Source organism: Nitratireductor mangrovi (assembly GCF_007922615.2).
Lineage (GTDB): Bacteria > Pseudomonadota > Alphaproteobacteria > Rhizobiales > Rhizobiaceae > Mangrovimarina > Mangrovimarina mangrovi.
This window is the reverse complement of record NZ_CP042301.2, coordinates 3,536,214-3,553,159: the sequence shown is the minus strand read 5'-3', so window position 1 is coordinate 3,553,159 and position 16,946 is coordinate 3,536,214. Positions and strand designations below refer to the sequence as shown.

Below are 16,946 nucleotides of genomic sequence, written 5' to 3'. Positions count from 1 at the left end.
GCTCCTGACGCGATGCTGTCAGGAGCCGGGGCATAGGTTCGGGGCGATCGTCAGGAGAGCCGATGCCGACCGCCCGCAAGCTCAACCGTACCCTGCGCGCCTTCATCGAAAGGCAGCCCCTGTTCTTCGTCGCCACCGCGGCCAGGGACGGCAAGGTCAACGTCTCGCCGAAGGGTTTGGACAGCCTGCGCATCCTTGCCGACGACAGGATCGTCTGGCTCAACCTTTCCGGCAGCGGCAACGAGACGGCCGCGCACCTTCGCGATGTGCCGCGCATGACCCTGATGTTCGCCGCCTTCGAGGGTGAGCCGATGATCCTGCGGGTCTACGGCCGCGCGCAAACGTTTCATCCGCGCGACGTGGAATGGCCCGAGCATGCGCCCCGCTTTCCGGACATGGCGGGCAGCCGGCAGATTTTTGACCTTGCGATCGATCTCGTCCAGACATCCTGCGGCACCGGCGTGCCGGTGATGAATTTTGCCGGCCAGCGCGGCGACAGCGAGCTGCTGCCCTTCTATGCGGAGATGGGCGAAGCCGGTGTGCGCGACTACTGGCGCCGGAAGAATGTCGTCAGCATCGACGACAGGCCGACGGGTATCTTTGGTCTGGAGGACGACGGAGACTAAACGGGCAGACAGTCCAACCTAGCGACGAGGCAGGCCGCGAACGACCGTCAGGACATCGTTCTCGGCCGCGTTGCCCTCGAACGCTTCGACCACGCCGAAGGCACCGCCATAACCCCATATCGACCAGGAAAAGCCGTGGCCTTCGGCAAGCGCGATCATGTCGGCGACGTAGGCCGCGCGCCACTCGGCCGGCATGACGAAGTCGTTGCCATATTCTTGGCGGATCATGCCGAACTCGCCCAGCAGAATGTCCGAAGGTGCGATGCCGTGCCGGTTGGCCCAGGAAGCGACGATCTCGAAGGGTGCGGCCATGGCCGCGCCCAATTCCACCTCCGTGTCGATCTTCGCGATTTCCTCGTCGAGATAGGCGAGCATGCCGGCACGGCGCGTCCACGGCGCGTCCGCCCTTATCTTCTCGCGCACCTTTTCGAGCGCCGTGTCGAGTTCGACCGGTGGCACTGCGTGCGGCGGATAGGGCAGGCCAGTCACGTAGGGGATGAAGTCGCCGGCCCAGGTCGCGCCCTGATGGGTCAGCAGAAACGGCGCGTAGGAATGGAACGACCACAGGATGTTGTCGTCCGGGATCGCCTTCGGGTCGAGCGCCGCCAGTCCCTCGGCCGAACCCCAGCAGGCGCCGGAAAGCACCAGCGTCAGCCGGGTGGCCGACGATCGTGCGGCGGCAAAGAGGCGGTAGAGCCGGTCCGGCCATTCGGTATCGCCTGGCCCGCACTCAAGCGTCGGCTCGTTCATCAGTTCGAGCGCTACCTGCCGAGGGTCCTCGCGGGAGAGCGTTTTGGCCATCTCGCGCACGATTTCAAGGTAACGTTCGAACAGGATGGGATCGGCCATCACCTCGGCCATGCCGATCGAGCGGTTTCCCCCCGCATGGAAAAGATGCAGGTCGACGATGACCTTCAGGCCCGCGGCGTTGATGGCGCGTGCCGAGGCCAGCACCTCCTCGTAGAGCCGGTCGCGCAATCCGGCGGTCCGGTCGGAGAGGAAGGGGGAGGGATCGATCGGCATGCGCACGAAATCGAAGCCGTCGTCGGCGAGCTTTTTTAGCGCTGCCTCGTCGACGCTGCGGCGCCATTCCGGGAACGGGAAGAGAACCTCAGGATCGTGCCAGCGGCTTTCGTCGGGCCAGGTGGTCCAGATGTCGAGATTGAGACCCCGGCTCGCCTCGAAGGTCGTTGCCTGCGAGGCCGTTGCGAGGGCAAGCAGGATAAGCAAAGCGGCGACGCCGTTCTTGAACAATGCCGCCGGGAATGCCATCGAGTTGCGCAGGCGCCTCATGGGCGCTGAATGGCAGAGGCGGCGGGCGAAGGGAAGCGCGATGGCGGATCATGGTGAATGGCCGAAGGGTATTGCCGGCGTATGGACCGCCGACGGCCACCGCCTCTACGCACGGGTCTATTACGCCGACACCGACTTTTCCGGTGTGGTCTACCACGCCCGCTACCTCGAGTTTTTCGAACGCGGACGGTCCGATTTCCTGCGCCTTGCAGGCGTGCATCACACCGAACTGGCCGACGGCAAGCATGGCGAGAGGCTGGTCTGGGTGGTGCGCAAGATGGAGATCGAGTTCCGCGCGCCGGCCCGCATAGACGACATCCTCACGATCGAGTCGCGCACTGCCGACATCTCCGGCGCCCGCATCTTCATGGAGCAGGAACTGAAGCGCGGCGAAACGGTGCTGGTCACAGCCAAGGTAGAGGCCGCGATTGTCTCGGAGACCGGTCGCCCGCGCCGCTTCCCCAAGGAGTGGGCCGACGCCTTCCTGCGTCGCACGCAAGGCTAGCCGCGAGGGCTGCACGTAGGCGCGGAATTTCGTCCAACCGTCGGTGGTCGGAGCCAAATCCTAACTGGTCCTTAACCTTAACCCTTCATCAAGGGAAAGGATCGGATTGTCGCCAATCGCCGCGCCTTTGTTTGACCAAGATTCCTCTCGAAAAGGCCGAATTCGCGCATCGGGGTGGAAGCCGGCACGATCTGGTCCGCCGGACGGGCGAAGGCGATGCGTGCGAGCCGGCGATCCGCGGCTCTCCACTTCTTAAGGACGGGACATCCCATGGAATCTCTTGCTCTCGCAGAGCCGACCGCGAGTCTATCGGTCTGGACGCTGTTCTGGCAGGCCGGCTGGGTGGTCAAGCTGGTCATGATCGGGCTGCTTGCGGCCTCGATCTGGACCTGGGCCATCATCATCGACAAGCTTATCGCCTATGGCCGCATGCGCGGTGCGCTCGACCGTTTCGAACAGAGTTTCTGGTCCGGACAATCGCTGGAAGACCTCTACCGGGCGCTGTCCGAGCGCACCACCACCGGAATGGGCTCGATCTTCGTTGCCGCTATGGCCGAGTGGAAAAAGAGCTTCGAAAAGGGTGCACGCTCGCCGATCGCGTTGCAGACACGCATCGACAAGGCGATGGACCTCGCGCTTACCCGCGAGATGGAGCGGCTGGAAGGCCGGCTCGGCTTCCTTGCCACCATCGGCTCTTCGGCCCCCTTCATCGGCCTCTTCGGTACGGTGGTCGGCATCATGACCTCGTTCCAGGCGATTGCCGGGTCGAAGTCGACCAGCCTCGCGGTTGTCGCACCCGGTATCGCCGAGGCGCTGCTGGCGACCGCGATCGGCCTGCTCGCCGCTATCCCGGCGGTTGTCGCCTACAACAAGCTTTCCTCGGATGCCGGCAAGATCGCGGTGCGCATGGAGGGCTTCGCGGACGAGTTCTCCGCCATACTCTCGCGGCAAATCGATGAAAGAGTTTCCCAGAAGGCCTGATCGGCAGGAGCAGCAGAAATGGCCATGTCGGTAATGCAGTCGGGCGGACGCGGAGGCAGGGGTCACCGCCGCCGCGGACGCCATCACGCGCTGATGTCGGAGATCAACGTGACGCCGTTCGTCGACGTCATGCTGGTGCTCCTGATCATCTTCATGGTCGCGGCGCCGCTCCTGACCGTCGGTGTGCCGATCGACCTTCCCGAGACCCAGGCCAAGGCGCTCAACTCTGATACGCAGCCGATCACCGTCTCGGTGAACAACCAGGGGCAGATCTTCCTGCAGGAAACCGAGGTGCCGATCGACGAGGTCGTGCCCAAGCTTGAGGCGATCTCCCGCACTGGCTACGACGAGCGCATTTATGTGCGCGGCGACAAGGCCGCCGACTACGGCACGATCATGAAGGTGATGGCGCGTATTTCGGCGGCGGGCTTCCGCAATCTTGGCCTCGTCACCCTTCAGGAACAGGACAGCTGATTTCGCATGAAGGTCGGCCTCGTCACCTCGACGGCGATGCATGCGGTGCTTCTGGGCTTTGGCCTCGTCACCCTCTCGGCGCCGCGCGCCTATGAGACGGTCGAGGAAGAAGCGGTGATGGTCGACACCATTCCGATCGAGGAATGGACCCGGATCCAGGAAGGCGAGAAGGAAGCTCCGGCGCGCGAGACGCCGGCGCCGCTGCCCACCGAGCGCCCGGAAGTGGTCGAGGAGGCGCAACGCGCGGGAGAGAACACCGTCGACACCGAAGTTGCGCCGACGCCGGAACCCAAGCCGAGGCCGGTGGAGACCGCGGCGTTGCCCGAGCCGCCGCCAGAGCCGGCGCCGCAGCCCGACCCCGAGCCGGAGCCCGCACCGGCCAAGGCCGCCGAGGAAAAGCCCGCGCCGGTGCCGGCGACCGAGGTGACGCCCGAGCCGCAGCCGAAGCAGGAGGTCGAGCCCGACCCGGTCGCCGAGACCGTCGTTGCGGAAAACCCGGAGGCCGAGGCAACTAGGCTTCCCGATACCGCGCCGACGCCGGAAGCCCGTCCGCAGCCGCCGCAGGCACAGACGGCCAAGGCGCCGGAACGCAAGGATGCGCAGGAGCCGGCCGAAAAGCAGGCCGCGAACCTGGCGGAAAGCTCCGACGAACTGCTCGACGACGTCGCCGCGCTGCTCAACAAGGAAAAGCCCTCCGGCGGTGGCGCCAAGCGCTCGACGCGGGAAGCCTCGCTGGGCGCCGAAACGCGGCGCAATGCCGAGAAGCTGTCACGCAGCGAGATGGACGGGTTGCGGCAGAAGCTTGCCGGCTGCTGGGCCATACCCGCCGGCATCGTCGATTACGAACTCCTGAAGGTGTCGGTGCGCTTCCAACTCGACCGCGCCGGCAACCTCGAGGGGCGGCCAGAGATCATCGAGGGCGGCGCTTCATCGGGCCCCGGCCGCATCGCCGCCGAATCGGCGGTGCGCGCGGTGCAGAAGTGCGAACCGTTCAATCTGCCGAGCGAAAAATACGATACCTGGGCCGAAGTGATTGTCCATTTCGATCCCAGCGATATGTTCTAGGGCTTTGATCGGCACTGCCGCAGCCCGCCCCTGACGACAAGACGAAGGGATAGTGATGAAGCTGACGATGAAATCCGTGCTCCTGGCGCTTGCGCTTGCCGTGTCGGGCGCCGCCATGGTCGCGCCGGCGCGTGCGCTGGTCGAGATCGACGTCAACAAGGGCGTCATCGAGCCGCTGCCGATCGCCATCACCGAATTCCTGTCGGCCGGTGCGCTCGGCAAGGAGATCTCCGATATCGTTGCGGCCGATCTCCAGCGCTCGGGCCTGTTCGCGCCGATCGACCGTGGCGCCTTCATCGAGAAGATATCCAATCCCGACGCGGCGCCGCGCTTCGAGGACTGGAAGGTGATCAACGCGCAGGCGCTGGTCACCGGCCGCGTCACCGAAGAAGCCGACGGCCGCGTTCGCGCCGAGTTCCGCCTCTGGGACACCTTCGCCGGGCAGCAGATGATCGGCGAGCAGTTCTTTGCCTCCAAGGCGAACACGCGCCGCGTCGCTCACATCATCGCCGATTCCATCTACGAGCGGCTGACGGGCGAGAAGGGCTATTTCGACACGCGCGTCGTCTTCATCGACGAGTCCGGGCCCAAGAACCAGCGCCGCAAGCGGCTGGCGATCATGGACCAGGACGGCGCCAATGTGCGCTATCTGTCGGACGGTCGTGCGATCGCGCTGACGCCGCGCTTCTCGCCCAACCGCCAGGAAATCACCTACATGTCCTACGAGAGCGGGCAGCCGCAGGTGTACCTGCTGCAGATCGAGACCGGGCAGCGCGAACTCGTCGGCAATTTCCCGGGCATGACGTTCGCGCCGCGCTTTTCGCCAGACGGGCAGAAGGTGATCATGAGCCTTCTGCGTGACGATGGAAACTCCAATATCTACACGCTGGACCTCAGGAGCCGGACCACGACCCGGCTGACCAATTCAAACGCGATCGACACCTCGCCGTCCTATTCGCCGGACGGCAGCGAGATCGTCTTCACCTCGGACCGCGGCGGCCGCGCACAGATCTACGCGATGAGCGCCGACGGCTCCAACCAGCGCCGCATCTCGTTCGGCGATGGCGCCTATTCGACCCCGGTGTGGTCGCCGCGTGGCGACTTGATCGCGTTCACCAAGCAGTCGGGCGGCGAGTTTCAGATCGGCGTCATGCGCACGGACGGGTCCGGCGAGCGCATTCTTTCGAGCGGCTTCAGCCAGGAAGGGCCGACCTGGGCGCCCAACGGCCGGGTGATCATGTTCTTCCGCCAGCCAGCCGGCGCGGCCGGGCCGCAGCTTTATTCGATCGATCTGACCGGCCGCAACGAGCAGAGGATCGGCAGCCCCAACTTCGCCTCCGATCCGGCCTGGTCGCCACTGCTCGACTGAGGCGCCGCGCCAGACGCAAAAGCGTTGTTCTTGCGCAAAATCGTGACCGGGCGCGCACAAAGGGCCGTGTTTCCGCCGCATTTTGGCATAGTTTGCGCGCCAAGTGTGCCGGTAGGACGGGCGCGCTCCAGGGGAGCAACCGAAAATTAACCTCGTTTCTTGTGCGCCGGTTAACCCAGCCGTGGTTACTGGAAGGTCAAAGAAACCCTTATAATGCGAAGGAGTGGCGGTCATGCGCCGTATCGCAGCGCTCAGCAGGAATCCCGCGGCCATGGCGCTTTTCATGGCCCTGGCGGTTGCCGGCTGCGCATCCAAGAAAATTCCCAACAACCCGGCCGACCTCGGCCTCGGCGCGGCAACGCCCGGCTCGGCGCAGGACTTCACGGTCAATGTCGGCGACCGCATCTTTTTTGATACCGACTCGTCGCTGATCCGCGCCGATGCCCAGGCGACGCTGGCCAAGCAGGCACAGTGGCTGGGCCAGTACGGCTCCTACGCAATCACCATCGAGGGCCACGCCGACGAGCGCGGCACGCGCGAATACAATCTGGCGCTTGGCGCCCGGCGTGCCGCCGCGACACGCGACTTCCTGGTGGCGCGCGGCGTTGCATCGAACCGGATCAAGACGATCACCTACGGCAAGGAGCGTCCGGTTGCGGTCTGTGACGACATTTCCTGCTGGTCTCAGAACCGGCGGGCGGTGACGGTGCTGAACGGCGCCGGCAGCTGATCCGGGCGGCATTTAGCAGCAAAGAAGCGGTCCCTGCGGGCCGCTTCTTGCCGTTTCAAGCCGGATCAACGGGTGCGCGTTGGGCCGAAACAAAATTTGGCCGAACTCGCGCGCCCTGATAATGTCGACGAGCGGGCCGGGGCGGCCCGAACTCTCAAGATTCCACAGCGGGACAGTCGATGAAATCGAAGATCACTTTTCTGGTGGCCGTCGCACTGCCGTTCGCGTTTTCCGCGCTCGCTCATGCCGGGCCGGCGGGAATGCCGGTAACGGGACTGCGCGCGGTCGATGGCGCGGCCAAGCCGCGGATCCTGAAGGTGCAGGCCAACGATCCGCGTATCGGTGAGCTCGAGGAGCAGGTGCGCCAGCTCACAGGCAAGGTCGAGGAACTGACCTTCATGATCCTGCAGATGCAGGAACAGGTGCGCAAGATGCAGGAAGACAACGAGTTCCGGTTCCAGCAGCTCGAGGAAAAACGCACCGATGCCGGCGCGGCATCGCCACAGCGGCAGGCCGCCGACGGTGCGACAGACGAGTCGGCCGGGAGCAATGATCGCGGTGAATTGCCGAAAAATCTCGGTACGATCACGTTCGACGAGAACGGCAACCCGACCGGCGGTACCGTCGAGACCGACAACGAGCTGCCGGGCGTCGAGGTGACCGGCGAAGGCGCTGGCGAGGCTCGCGATGAAACGGTGGTGGCCGCGTTGCCCGATACCGACAATCCGGACGAACTCTACCGCAACGCCTATTCGTTCATCCTGTCGGGCGACTATTCGACCGCCGAGGCGGGATTTCGCGAGCATATCGAGCGCTTTCCGGATGACGAGAAGACGCCCGACGCGCATTACTGGCTCGGTGAGGCGCTGCTCGGCAAGCAGGAGTACCGCGGGGCGGCGGAGATTTTCCTGAACGCCAGCCGCGACTATCCGCAATCGACCAAGGCGCCCGACATGCTCCTGAAGCTCGGCGTGTCGCTGGCCGCCCTCAACCAGCGTGACGTGGCATGCGCGACCTATCAGGAGATCGGAAAGCGCTACCAGAACCTGTCGCCGGCGCTGAAAGAGCGGGTCAAGGCGGAGCAGGCCCTGGCGGGTTGCTGAGCGCGGCTGAACGCTTTCTCGCGAACGTCGAATTCGATCCGGCCCGGCCGGTCATCGCCGCCGTTTCCGGCGGGGGTGATTCCCTCGCGCTACTGATCCTCCTCCATTCACATCTGAAACGTCACCATCCCGGGACAAGGCTGCTCGCGGTCACCGTCGATCACGGGCTGCGGGCCGGATCGGCGGCCGAGGCGCGAGCGGTGGGGGAGATCTGCCATCGGCTCGACCTCGACCACGAGGTGAGAAACTGGACCGGCGACAAGCCGAAGACCGGACTGATGGCGGCGGCGCGCGAGGCGCGGGTGCGGCTCCTGCTCGAAGCCGCGCACGATGCGGGCGCGCAGATGATTGTCACCGGCCACACGCTGGATGATCAGGCCGAAACCGTCCTAATGCGCCGCGCGCGTCGCTCCGGGCGCGGGCTGGCGGGTATAGCGCCGGCGACACTGCTTGGCGGGCGGACGTGGCTGTTGCGCCCCTTGCTCGGAGAGCGGCGAAAGACCTTGCGCGGCTACCTAGGCCGTGAGGGGCTGTCGTGGACCGACGACCCGAGCAACGAAAACGCCGACTTCGAGCGTGTGCGCGCACGCCGCGAGATGGCATCGGGCGGCGCGAACTTGTTCGAGGAATTGATCCGGGAGGGAAACGAAGCCGCGCGCCGGCGAACCGACGAGGGACGGCGCGCGGCGGCGCTGATCGGGAATTACGCCTGTATGGCCTCGCCCGGGCTACTGCGCCTGGCGTCCGAACTCCCCGATGATCCCGACTGCGAGGCAGCCGTGCTTGCGCTGCGTGCGCTGATCGCTGTCGTGGGCGGACGCGAACAGCTGCCGGACGAGGCGCGGGTCGCAGACCTGCGCACAAGGCTTGCGACCGGCCCGTTGCGCGCCACGCTCGCCGGCACCGTCATCGACAACCGCAAGGCCGGCATCTTCCTGCGTCGTGAATTCCGCAACGGCTGGACGAGTGCGGCGCCGGCGCGGCCGGGCTTGCTCTGGGACGGGCGTTTCCGTGTCGTCGGATCGGCGCCGCGGGGAGCTAGGGTCGAGGCCGCCGGACACGAGCGGGCGACGAGCCGGGCGGAACCTTCGCCTGACGTGCCGGTCTCGCTGCAACGGTTGGCCATGGCGGCCGAGCCGGTGCTTGCACAGCCGTCGGGAGGCGGCGAGATAGAAGCCTCGGCGGAGGTGTTGCGGCGTGTGCCGGCGCCATGGGCGCGCTACCTGCCGTTGTTCGATTTCGCTCTAGCCGAAGCCGTCGCGGTGCTCCTCGATGCGGAGCGTTTTCCGCCACCGCCTTTGCGCGGTCACAATGCCGCATATTCTCCTTAACCGAGCCCGCCGCAATTGCTTGGCAAGGCGCGGGGCCGACCCTATGTTAGGCGGAATAGTTTTCCAGGCACGCGCGTCGCCGCCTCAGACGCGTACGGGACGCAACGTATGAATCCGAACTATCGCAATCTCGCGCTCTGGGCGATCATCGCCGTACTGCTGATCGCGCTCTTCAACCTGTTCCAGACGCCGCAGCAACGTGGCAGTTCGCGCGAGGTCGCCTATTCGGAGTTCCTCCAGGATGTCTCCAACGGGCGGGTGAAGTCGGTGACGATTTCCGGCGAACGGATCACCGGCACCTACAATGACGGCGGCGGCAGTTTCCAGACCTACTCGCCCGGCGACCCGACATTGGTCAGCCGGCTCGAGGATCGCGGCGTGACCATCAATGCGCGACCTGAAGCGGATGGCTCCAACTCGCTCTTCGGCTACCTGATTTCATGGCTGCCGATGATCCTGATCCTCGGCGTATGGATATTCTTCATGCGCCAGATGCAGTCGGGCTCCGGGCGTGCCATGGGCTTCGGCAAGTCGAAGGCCAAGCTGCTGACAGAGGCGCATGGTCGCGTGACCTTTGCCGATGTGGCTGGCGTCGACGAGGCCAAGGAAGACCTCGAGGAGATCGTGGAGTTCCTGCGCGACCCGCAAAAGTTCCAGCGCCTCGGCGGCAAGATCCCGCGCGGCGTGCTTTTGGTCGGCCCGCCCGGAACCGGCAAGACGCTGCTGGCGCGCTCCGTCGCCGGCGAAGCCAATGTGCCGTTCTTCACCATTTCCGGTTCCGACTTCGTCGAGATGTTTGTCGGCGTCGGCGCGAGCCGCGTGCGCGACATGTTCGAGCAGGCCAAGAAGAACGCGCCCTGCATCATCTTCATCGACGAGATCGACGCTGTCGGCCGCCATCGCGGCGCCGGCCTCGGCGGCGGCAATGACGAGCGCGAGCAGACGCTGAACCAGCTGCTGGTCGAGATGGACGGCTTCGAGACCAATGAAGGCATCATCCTGATCGCGGCCACCAACCGGCCCGACGTGCTTGACCCGGCGCTGTTGCGGCCGGGCCGTTTCGACCGCCAGGTGGTGGTGCCGAACCCGGACATCTCCGGCCGCGAGAAGATCCTCAAGGTCCACTCGCGCAACGTGCCGCTGGCCCCCAATGTCGACCTCAAGGTGCTGGCGCGCGGCACGCCGGGCTTCTCCGGTGCCGACCTTGCCAACCTCGTCAACGAGGCAGCACTGCTTGCGGCGCGCCGCAACAAGCGGCTCGTCACCATGGCCGAGTTCGAGGACGCCAAGGACAAGGTGATGATGGGCGCCGAGCGTCGCTCGCACGCCATGACCCAGGAGGAGAAGGAACTGACCGCCTTCCACGAGGCGGGTCACGCCATTGTCGCGCTCAACGTGCCTTCATCCGACCCGCTGCACAAGGCGACGATCATTCCGCGTGGACGGGCGCTCGGCATGGTGATGCAACTGCCCGAGGGCGACCGCTATTCGATGAGCTACAAGTACATGATCTCCAGGCTGGCGATCATGATGGGCGGACGTGTCGCCGAGGAGCTCAAGTTCGGCAAGGAAAACATCACCTCCGGTGCGGCCTCCGACATCGACCAGGCGACGAAGCTGGCGCGCGCCATGGTGACGCGCTGGGGCTTTTCCGACAAGCTTGGTCAGGTTGCCTATGGCGACAACCAGGAAGAGGTCTTCCTCGGCCACTCGGTGGCGCGGCAGCAGAACATGTCGGAGGAAACCCAGCAGATTATCGACGCCGAGGTGCGCCGGCTGATCGACGAGGCCTATGATGCCGCGCGCGATATCCTGACCAAGAAGAAGAAGGGCTGGATCGCGATCGCCGAAGGCCTGCTCGAATACGAGACTTTGTCCGGCGACGAGATTCGCCAGTTGCTGGCGGGCCAGAAGCCGTCGCGCGACCAGGGCGACGACACGCCGCCGTCGCGCGGCTCGGCGGTGCCCAAGGCCGGCCACCGCGCCGAAGGCAAGAAGAAGGGCGGCGACGAACCCGAAGGCGGGATGGAGCCGCAGCCGCAAGGCTGAAGATCTCGCCGACCAAGTTGCGAAAAAGCCGCGGCCATGGCGCCGCGGCTTTTTTCATCCGGCAGCGGTGGAAAACGCGTTAGCGTGCCGCATTTTCGCCTACCGAACCCGAAAAGATGACATTTGCGTCCCATGGCGCTAGACTCGGCTTGGATCATCAGAAGCAGGGCGGTGGGTCGATGCTTCGTCGGTCAGCAACAATTTTTCCTCTTCGTGCCGGTGTGGTGCTGATTGCACTGGCGTTTGCGACGATGGCGGTTATCTCGTCTGCCCAGATCGCGGCGGCGCGCGATGGCGCGTTGCTCGTGAACCCGCGAGATTTCAAGCAGAAAGAACAACCGGCCAAGAAGGCCGCTACGCCGGCGCCGGCGCCGAAGGCCAGGAAAGCGGTGTCAAAGCCGCCGACGCCGCGCAAGACGATCCGCCGCACGCAGCGCCGCGTTCAGGCTCGATCAGTGCCACGGGAGACGGCGCCGAGTGGTCAGCCTCCGGCGGACGAAGCCCGCTTCATCAACGATCAGGTGATCGTGCGGTACCGGCTGAGTGCGGCCCAGTCGAGCATGGATGCACTGGTTCGGCGGCTCAATTTGCGCCACCTAGACGGCGCGACCTTCCGGCTCGCGGGCATCACGGTGCATCTTTACGAAATCGCCGACGGCAGCTCGGTAAGACAGGTGATCGCGGCGCTTGAGAACGATGCGACCGTAGTCTACGCCCAACCCAACTACATCTACGAGCTGCAGCAGGATTCCGCATCGGGCGGTCCGCAATATGCACTGGCGCGCATGGCGGTGGGTGCGGCTCACAAGCTGACGCGCGGCGCCGACGTGCCGGTCGCGGTGATCGATTCCGCGGTCGACAGCAGCCATCCGGAGTTCAACGGCACGGCGATTGAAACCGCCGACGTCACCGGCAAGCGCCCGGCGCCGCACCAGCACGGCAGCACGATCGCGGCGTTGATTGCTTCCAAGGGAACGCTGGTCGGCATCGCGCCGGATGTGAGGCTGCTTGGCATTACCGCCTTCGATGTCGATAGTGCCGGCAACGCGACCAGTTCGTCCTGGGCCATAGCGTCGGCGATCGACATGGCCGAGGAATGGGGCGCGCGCATTGTCAATATGAGCTTCGCCGGGCCGAAGGATCCGCTGATCGAGCGCAGCAGCAACGGCATGGCGCGGCGCAAGATGATTGCCGTGGCGGCAGCTGGCAACGCCGGTCCCAAGGCCGCGCCGCTCTACCCCGCCGCCTACGACACGGTGGTGGCGGTGACTGCGACGGATCGTTCCGACGCCGTGTTCGACATGGCGAACCAGGGGGCCTACGTGGCGCTTGCCGCTCCGGGCGTCGACATTCTCGGCATCGCGCCCGGTGGGCGCTACGCTGTGTCGTCGGGCACGTCACTGGCGGCTGCGCATATCAGCGGGCTTGCCGCGCTGATCCTTGGGCGCGCCAACGGCATCGACGCCGACGACCTCCTGGAGGCGCTGATCTCGACATCGCGGGATCTCGGTGATCCGGGGGTCGACCCGGTCTTCGGCGCCGGCCTGCCGGACGCTCGGACGGCCATCGTTCAGGTTGGTTCCTGACCAGCGTCTGCAAGATAATATAGTTTAAAATCAATTCGTTGATGCCAGGTCGCACGGCACGTGCGCTTTTTTTCGCGATCCTCCGTGAACCTTTCCAGCCCTGCCGCGACCAAGAGACATGGCCTTCGGGCCGCAAAGCAGCAAACCCTGGAGGATCAAATGTTCACGAAGCTCATCACCACCGCACTCGTTTCCGGCATTCTGGCGACGTCGGTTCTGCCCGCAACGGTTGCTCACGCCCGCGACGGCGGCGGCATGGTGCCTTTCGCCCGCCTGCACAATCCGGACGGTTCCACCGTCACCTCGCGCGGCGGCCCCAAGGAATCGCGGATCGAGACACACCGCAACAAGGGTGGCAAGGTCGTGAAGCGGATTCCGCATCGCAAGCCGATGAAGATTCGCGGCAAGCGTCGCAGCGTTCCGTGGGCGAGCTCGTATGACCGCCGCACCGGCACCAGCATCACCTCGATCGGCAATGGCAACGGCACCCGCACCGTGATCACCATCGGCATCGGCGGGTTCGGAATCAGCATTTCCCGCTAATCACCGGCGTACGGCACGGGTCCGCACAAATGGCGGGCCCGCTGCCTTGTAAGACAATGGCAGGAGGCAAACATGGCAGAACGTTTCGAAATGAGCGAAACTCGGCTCGGGCTGGCGTCATCCGGCCTGATGGCGGCTGGCTGCCGAAACACAAAGGGGACGCGGTTTGGCGCAGGGCGCGCAGGAAACGGACGAGGGCCTTATTCGACGCATCGAGGCCGGCGACCAGGCGGCCATGCGTGTGCTTTATGCGCGGCATGCGAAGCGGGTGTTCCATTATCTCATGCGTTTCACGCGCGACAGCGCGGCAGCGGAAGATCTGACCAACGACGTCTTCATCGACGTCTGGAAGGGCGGCAACCGCTTCGAGGGGCGCTCGCAGGCCTCAACCTGGCTCCTGGCTATCGCCCGCTACAAGGCATTGTCGGCGCGGCGACGGCAGAGGGAGACGGTCGATTCCGAGACGGTTCTGGAGAATTGGGAGGCGCCTGGCGACACGCCCGAGGTTACGGCTCAGAAAGCCGACAAGGGCAGGCGTTTGCGCGAATGTATCGAACAGCTTTCGCAGGAGCACCGCGAGGTCATCAACCTGGTCTACTACCAGGAAAAGTCGGTGAAGGAGATCAGCGAGATAACCGGCGCGGCGGAAGCCACGGTGAAAACCCGCATGTTCTATGCGCGCAAGAATCTGTCGGCGCTGATGGCGCAGGCGGGACTGGATAGAGGCTGGCCATGAACACGAAACTGACCGACGCCGAACGCGAGGAGATCGAACTGCTGCTGCCTTGGTTTGCGGCCGGTACGCTCGAACCCGCCGACGAGAGGCGCGTCGCCGCCGCGCTCGAGGCCGATCCCGAACTCGCGCGCAGTTTCGAGCTGGTGCTCGAGGACCAGGCGGCAGAGCTGGACGGCGTCGCCGAGGAGGCATTGCCCCAGTCCATGCAGGCGCGTTTCGAGGCGCAGCTCAACGCCACACCGCATCCCTCGGCGGCGCTGGCCCGACCGGCGACGGCGGAGCCGTCCGTTGTCGCCCATTTCGGCGCATGGCTGGGCGAACTGCTTTCGCCACGCCGGCTGGCCTATGCCGCAGCCGCGGCGGCGCTGGTGATAGCGCTCCAGGCAGGGGTCATTCTGTCGCTCGTGGGGCCAGGCGCGAAGGACAATTTCACAGTAGCCAGCGAGGAAGATACGCAGGAAGGCGGCATCGCCATGCTGGTGCAACTGGCCAACGACGTCGATTTCAACGAGCTTTCGGCATTCCTCGACCAGAAGGGTGGCCGGATCGTCGACGGGCCGATCCCCGGCGGTTTCTTCAAGTTGCGTTTCGTCGATGCAGAAGACCAGGAAGAGGTCGCCGGCTTGCTGCAAGCGGAACCGCGACTGTTCGCGCTGGTGTTGCCGAGCGAATGAAGCTGTGCGGCGGGCGTCGGGATGAAGGCAAGGAAATGGCACTCCCAACGGGACTCGAACCCGTGTTTCCGCCGTGAGAGGGCGGCGTCCTAGACCGCTAGACGATGGGAGCCTCGGAACCGCGCCGATATAGTCCGTCGGAACGCCGATTGCAACATCGCGATTCGTCGATGGCGAAGGAATCTGAGGCAGTGGGCGCGGTGAGCAGGGTGTCTTGTTACTCGGAGACGAGGTCGAAGCGTCCGGTCATGCGGCCTTCGGCGGTATCGTAGACGAAAACGGCCTCCCCGCCGCCGGCCAGCCTGACATGCAGCGATAGCCGGTGGCCGGAAACTGCCTGCGACAGGACCGTCGCGCCGGTCGGCAATGCTATGGTCTTCTCGACGAAAGGTGTTTCGGCTGGCGAGGGTACGCCGGCGCCATCGCTCGGTCCGCCGTCGTCGGTCAAGCCGACCTTGTAGACAACGGCGGCCAGCACCGCCATAACGGCCACGAACAGGATTCCGAGATTGATGGCGATGAAGCGGACCAGCCGGCGGCGCACCTTCTCGGCGGCCGGATCGAGCGGCTTTTCGTCAAGATCGTCGGCGGAAATGTTCGGTCGATCCATGCGGCGCTGTTCCGTTGCGGCCCTTTCGCGGCGCGCTCCTGATAGCCGAGGCGGCGGCCGAATGAAAGGGCTGCGCCATTGAGCGATGGGCGCGAAGCCGAGGGGATGAAGGCCCGGGAATTCGTCGCCGGGGCGGACGCGGCCGGTCAGCGGATCGATCAGTGGCTTGCCGCGCGGCTTGATGGCGAACTGTCACGCAACCGCATCCAGGCTCTGGTTCGGTCCGGCGCGGTGCAGGTCGGCGGCATCGTCGTTACGGAGACGAAGCACAGGCTGGCGCCCGAGGATGTCGTCCGGCTGGTTCTTCCCGAGGCGCAGGATCCGGTTCCGCGTGGCGAAGACATCGCCCTGACGGTGCTTTTCGAGGATGACGAACTGATCGTCATCGACAAGCCGGCCGGGCTCGTCGTGCATCCGGGCGCCGGCAATCCCTCCGGTACGCTGGTCAACGCGCTGATCCACCATTGCGGGGCGTCGCTGTCGGGGATCGGCGGCGTAAGACGGCCCGGCATCGTGCACCGCCTCGACAAGGACACCAGCGGGGTCATGGTGGCAGCAAAGACCGACCTTGCGCACAGGGCTCTTGCGGAAGCCTTTGCCGATCACGGGCGCTCGGGTGACCTGGAGCGGGCCTATTCGGCGCTGGTCTGGGGTGCGCCGGGACGCAGCGCCGGCACCATCGATGTGCCTCTGGGACGGGCGGCCAACGACCGTACGCGGCGCGCCGTCGTATCCGAACGTCATCCCGATGCGCGCCGCGCGGTCACGCACTACCGGCTTGTCGAGCGGTTTTGCCCGTTGCCGGGCGGAGAATACGCGGCATCGCTTGTCGATTGCCGGCTGGAAACCGGCCGTACACACCAGATTCGGGTCCATATGGCGCATGTCGGCCATCCTCTGATCGGTGATCTCGATTATGGCCGCGCCTTCAGAACCAAGGCGAACCGGCTTCCGGAAGCGGCGCGCGAGGTCGCCGCCGCGTTCCCGCGCCAGGCGCTGCATGCGCGACTGCTCGCCTTTCGTCATCCGGCTTCCGGTGCGACAATGCGATTCGAGACGCCCCTGCCGCGGGACATGGCCGAACTGGCGGACGCCTTGCGCAAAGCCGGATAAGCTGAGAGTTTGCGTTCACTTTTGTGTGACGCAGCATTTTCGTGCCGCAACGCACCGTGAAATGGCCAAGATCGTGCCTATATTTACATTGGTCGCGGTGCGCTGTCGTGCGGCCGCGCCCCTGAGGCCCGCCAAACGGGGGCTGAATTTGATGGAGA

At 65.3% G+C, this 16,946-nt stretch carries 17 protein-coding genes and 1 tRNA gene; 15 read left to right on the top strand and 3 right to left on the bottom strand.

The window, feature by feature from the left end; all coding sequences use genetic code 11:
• Positions 1 to 62 precede the first annotated feature (62 nt).
• The gene (locus FQ775_RS17275) at positions 63 to 626 is read left to right on the top strand and encodes a pyridoxamine 5'-phosphate oxidase family protein (RefSeq protein WP_146298624.1); all 564 of its coding nucleotides are present in this window, start codon (positions 63 to 65) and stop codon (positions 624 to 626) included.
• Positions 627 to 644: 18 nt separating this feature from the next.
• Here the strand turns inward: FQ775_RS17275 and FQ775_RS17270 are convergent, their stop codons facing one another.
• Positions 645 to 1,898 carry a glycoside hydrolase family 5 protein gene (locus tag FQ775_RS17270; protein ID WP_146298623.1) on the bottom strand — a complete coding sequence of 418 codons (1,254 nt, stop codon included), beginning with the start codon at positions 1,896 to 1,898 and terminating at the stop codon, positions 645 to 647.
• Positions 1,899 to 1,959: 61 nt separating this feature from the next.
• Between FQ775_RS17270 and ybgC the strand changes: the two genes are divergently transcribed.
• From ybgC to FQ775_RS17205, 13 genes are all read left to right on the top strand, one after another.
• Complete coding sequence (gene ybgC, locus FQ775_RS17265) at positions 1,960 to 2,424, top strand: tol-pal system-associated acyl-CoA thioesterase (protein ID WP_146298622.1); 465 nt, start codon at positions 1,960 to 1,962, stop codon at positions 2,422 to 2,424.
• A 270-nt stretch (positions 2,425 to 2,694) separates the two neighbouring features.
• Positions 2,695 to 3,405, top strand: coding sequence for a protein TolQ (tolQ, locus tag FQ775_RS17260; protein ID WP_146298621.1), 711 nt, complete (start codon positions 2,695 to 2,697; stop codon positions 3,403 to 3,405).
• Between the two features lie 18 nt (positions 3,406 to 3,423).
• Complete coding sequence (gene tolR / locus FQ775_RS17255) at positions 3,424 to 3,879, top strand: protein TolR (RefSeq protein ID WP_146298620.1); 456 nt, start codon at positions 3,424 to 3,426, stop codon at positions 3,877 to 3,879.
• A gap of 6 nt (positions 3,880 to 3,885) precedes the next feature.
• Positions 3,886 to 4,944 carry a cell envelope integrity TolA family protein gene (locus FQ775_RS17250; RefSeq protein ID WP_146298619.1) on the top strand — a complete coding sequence of 353 codons (1,059 nt, stop codon included), beginning with the start codon at positions 3,886 to 3,888 and terminating at the stop codon, positions 4,942 to 4,944.
• A 67-nt stretch (positions 4,945 to 5,011) separates the two neighbouring features.
• Positions 5,012 to 6,313, top strand: a complete 1,302-nt coding sequence (gene tolB / locus FQ775_RS17245; protein WP_432420074.1) for a Tol-Pal system beta propeller repeat protein TolB — start codon at positions 5,012 to 5,014, stop codon at positions 6,311 to 6,313.
• Between the two features lie 232 nt (positions 6,314 to 6,545).
• Positions 6,546 to 7,043 (top strand): peptidoglycan-associated lipoprotein Pal, encoded by a 498-nt coding sequence (gene pal, locus FQ775_RS17240; RefSeq protein ID WP_146298617.1) that lies wholly within the window; start codon positions 6,546 to 6,548, stop codon positions 7,041 to 7,043.
• Between the two features lie 179 nt (positions 7,044 to 7,222).
• Positions 7,223 to 8,146, top strand: a complete 924-nt coding sequence (gene ybgF / locus FQ775_RS17235; RefSeq protein WP_146298616.1) for a tol-pal system protein YbgF — start codon at positions 7,223 to 7,225, stop codon at positions 8,144 to 8,146.
• A complete protein-coding gene (gene tilS, locus FQ775_RS17230; RefSeq protein WP_167813027.1) occupies positions 8,140 to 9,477 on the top strand; it encodes a tRNA lysidine(34) synthetase TilS in 1,338 nt (445 codons plus the stop codon). The genes ybgF and tilS overlap by 7 nt, the downstream gene beginning before the upstream one ends.
• A gap of 108 nt (positions 9,478 to 9,585) precedes the next feature.
• Positions 9,586 to 11,526, top strand: coding sequence for an ATP-dependent zinc metalloprotease FtsH (gene ftsH, locus FQ775_RS17225; protein ID WP_146298614.1), 1,941 nt, complete (start codon positions 9,586 to 9,588; stop codon positions 11,524 to 11,526).
• Between the two features lie 251 nt (positions 11,527 to 11,777).
• Complete coding sequence (locus tag FQ775_RS17220) at positions 11,778 to 13,112, top strand: S8 family serine peptidase (protein ID WP_167813025.1); 1,335 nt, start codon at positions 11,778 to 11,780, stop codon at positions 13,110 to 13,112.
• Positions 13,113 to 13,271: 159 nt separating this feature from the next.
• The gene (locus FQ775_RS17215) at positions 13,272 to 13,655 is read left to right on the top strand and encodes a hypothetical protein (RefSeq protein ID WP_146298612.1); all 384 of its coding nucleotides are present in this window, start codon (positions 13,272 to 13,274) and stop codon (positions 13,653 to 13,655) included.
• A 235-nt stretch (positions 13,656 to 13,890) separates the two neighbouring features.
• Positions 13,891 to 14,391: a sigma-70 family RNA polymerase sigma factor gene (locus FQ775_RS17210; RefSeq protein WP_246730389.1), complete on the top strand. Its 501-nt coding sequence runs from the start codon at positions 13,891 to 13,893 to the stop codon at positions 14,389 to 14,391.
• A complete protein-coding gene (locus tag FQ775_RS17205) occupies positions 14,388 to 15,065 on the top strand; it encodes a hypothetical protein (RefSeq protein ID WP_146298610.1) in 678 nt (225 codons plus the stop codon). The genes FQ775_RS17210 and FQ775_RS17205 overlap by 4 nt, the downstream gene beginning before the upstream one ends.
• A gap of 36 nt (positions 15,066 to 15,101) precedes the next feature.
• Here the strand turns inward: FQ775_RS17205 and FQ775_RS17200 are convergent.
• Together FQ775_RS17200 and FQ775_RS17195 are read right to left on the bottom strand one after the other, a co-directional pair.
• Positions 15,102 to 15,177: transfer RNA gene (locus FQ775_RS17200), tRNA-Glu, on the bottom strand.
• 105 nt (positions 15,178 to 15,282) lie between these two features.
• Positions 15,283 to 15,675, bottom strand: a complete 393-nt coding sequence (locus FQ775_RS17195; protein ID WP_146298609.1) for a fimbrial protein — start codon at positions 15,673 to 15,675, stop codon at positions 15,283 to 15,285.
• 105 nt (positions 15,676 to 15,780) lie between these two features.
• On the opposite strand from FQ775_RS17195, the gene FQ775_RS17190 reads away from it, so the two are divergent.
• The gene (locus FQ775_RS17190; protein ID WP_146298608.1) at positions 15,781 to 16,788 is read left to right on the top strand and encodes an RluA family pseudouridine synthase; all 1,008 of its coding nucleotides are present in this window, start codon (positions 15,781 to 15,783) and stop codon (positions 16,786 to 16,788) included.
• Positions 16,789 to 16,946 lie beyond the last annotated feature (158 nt).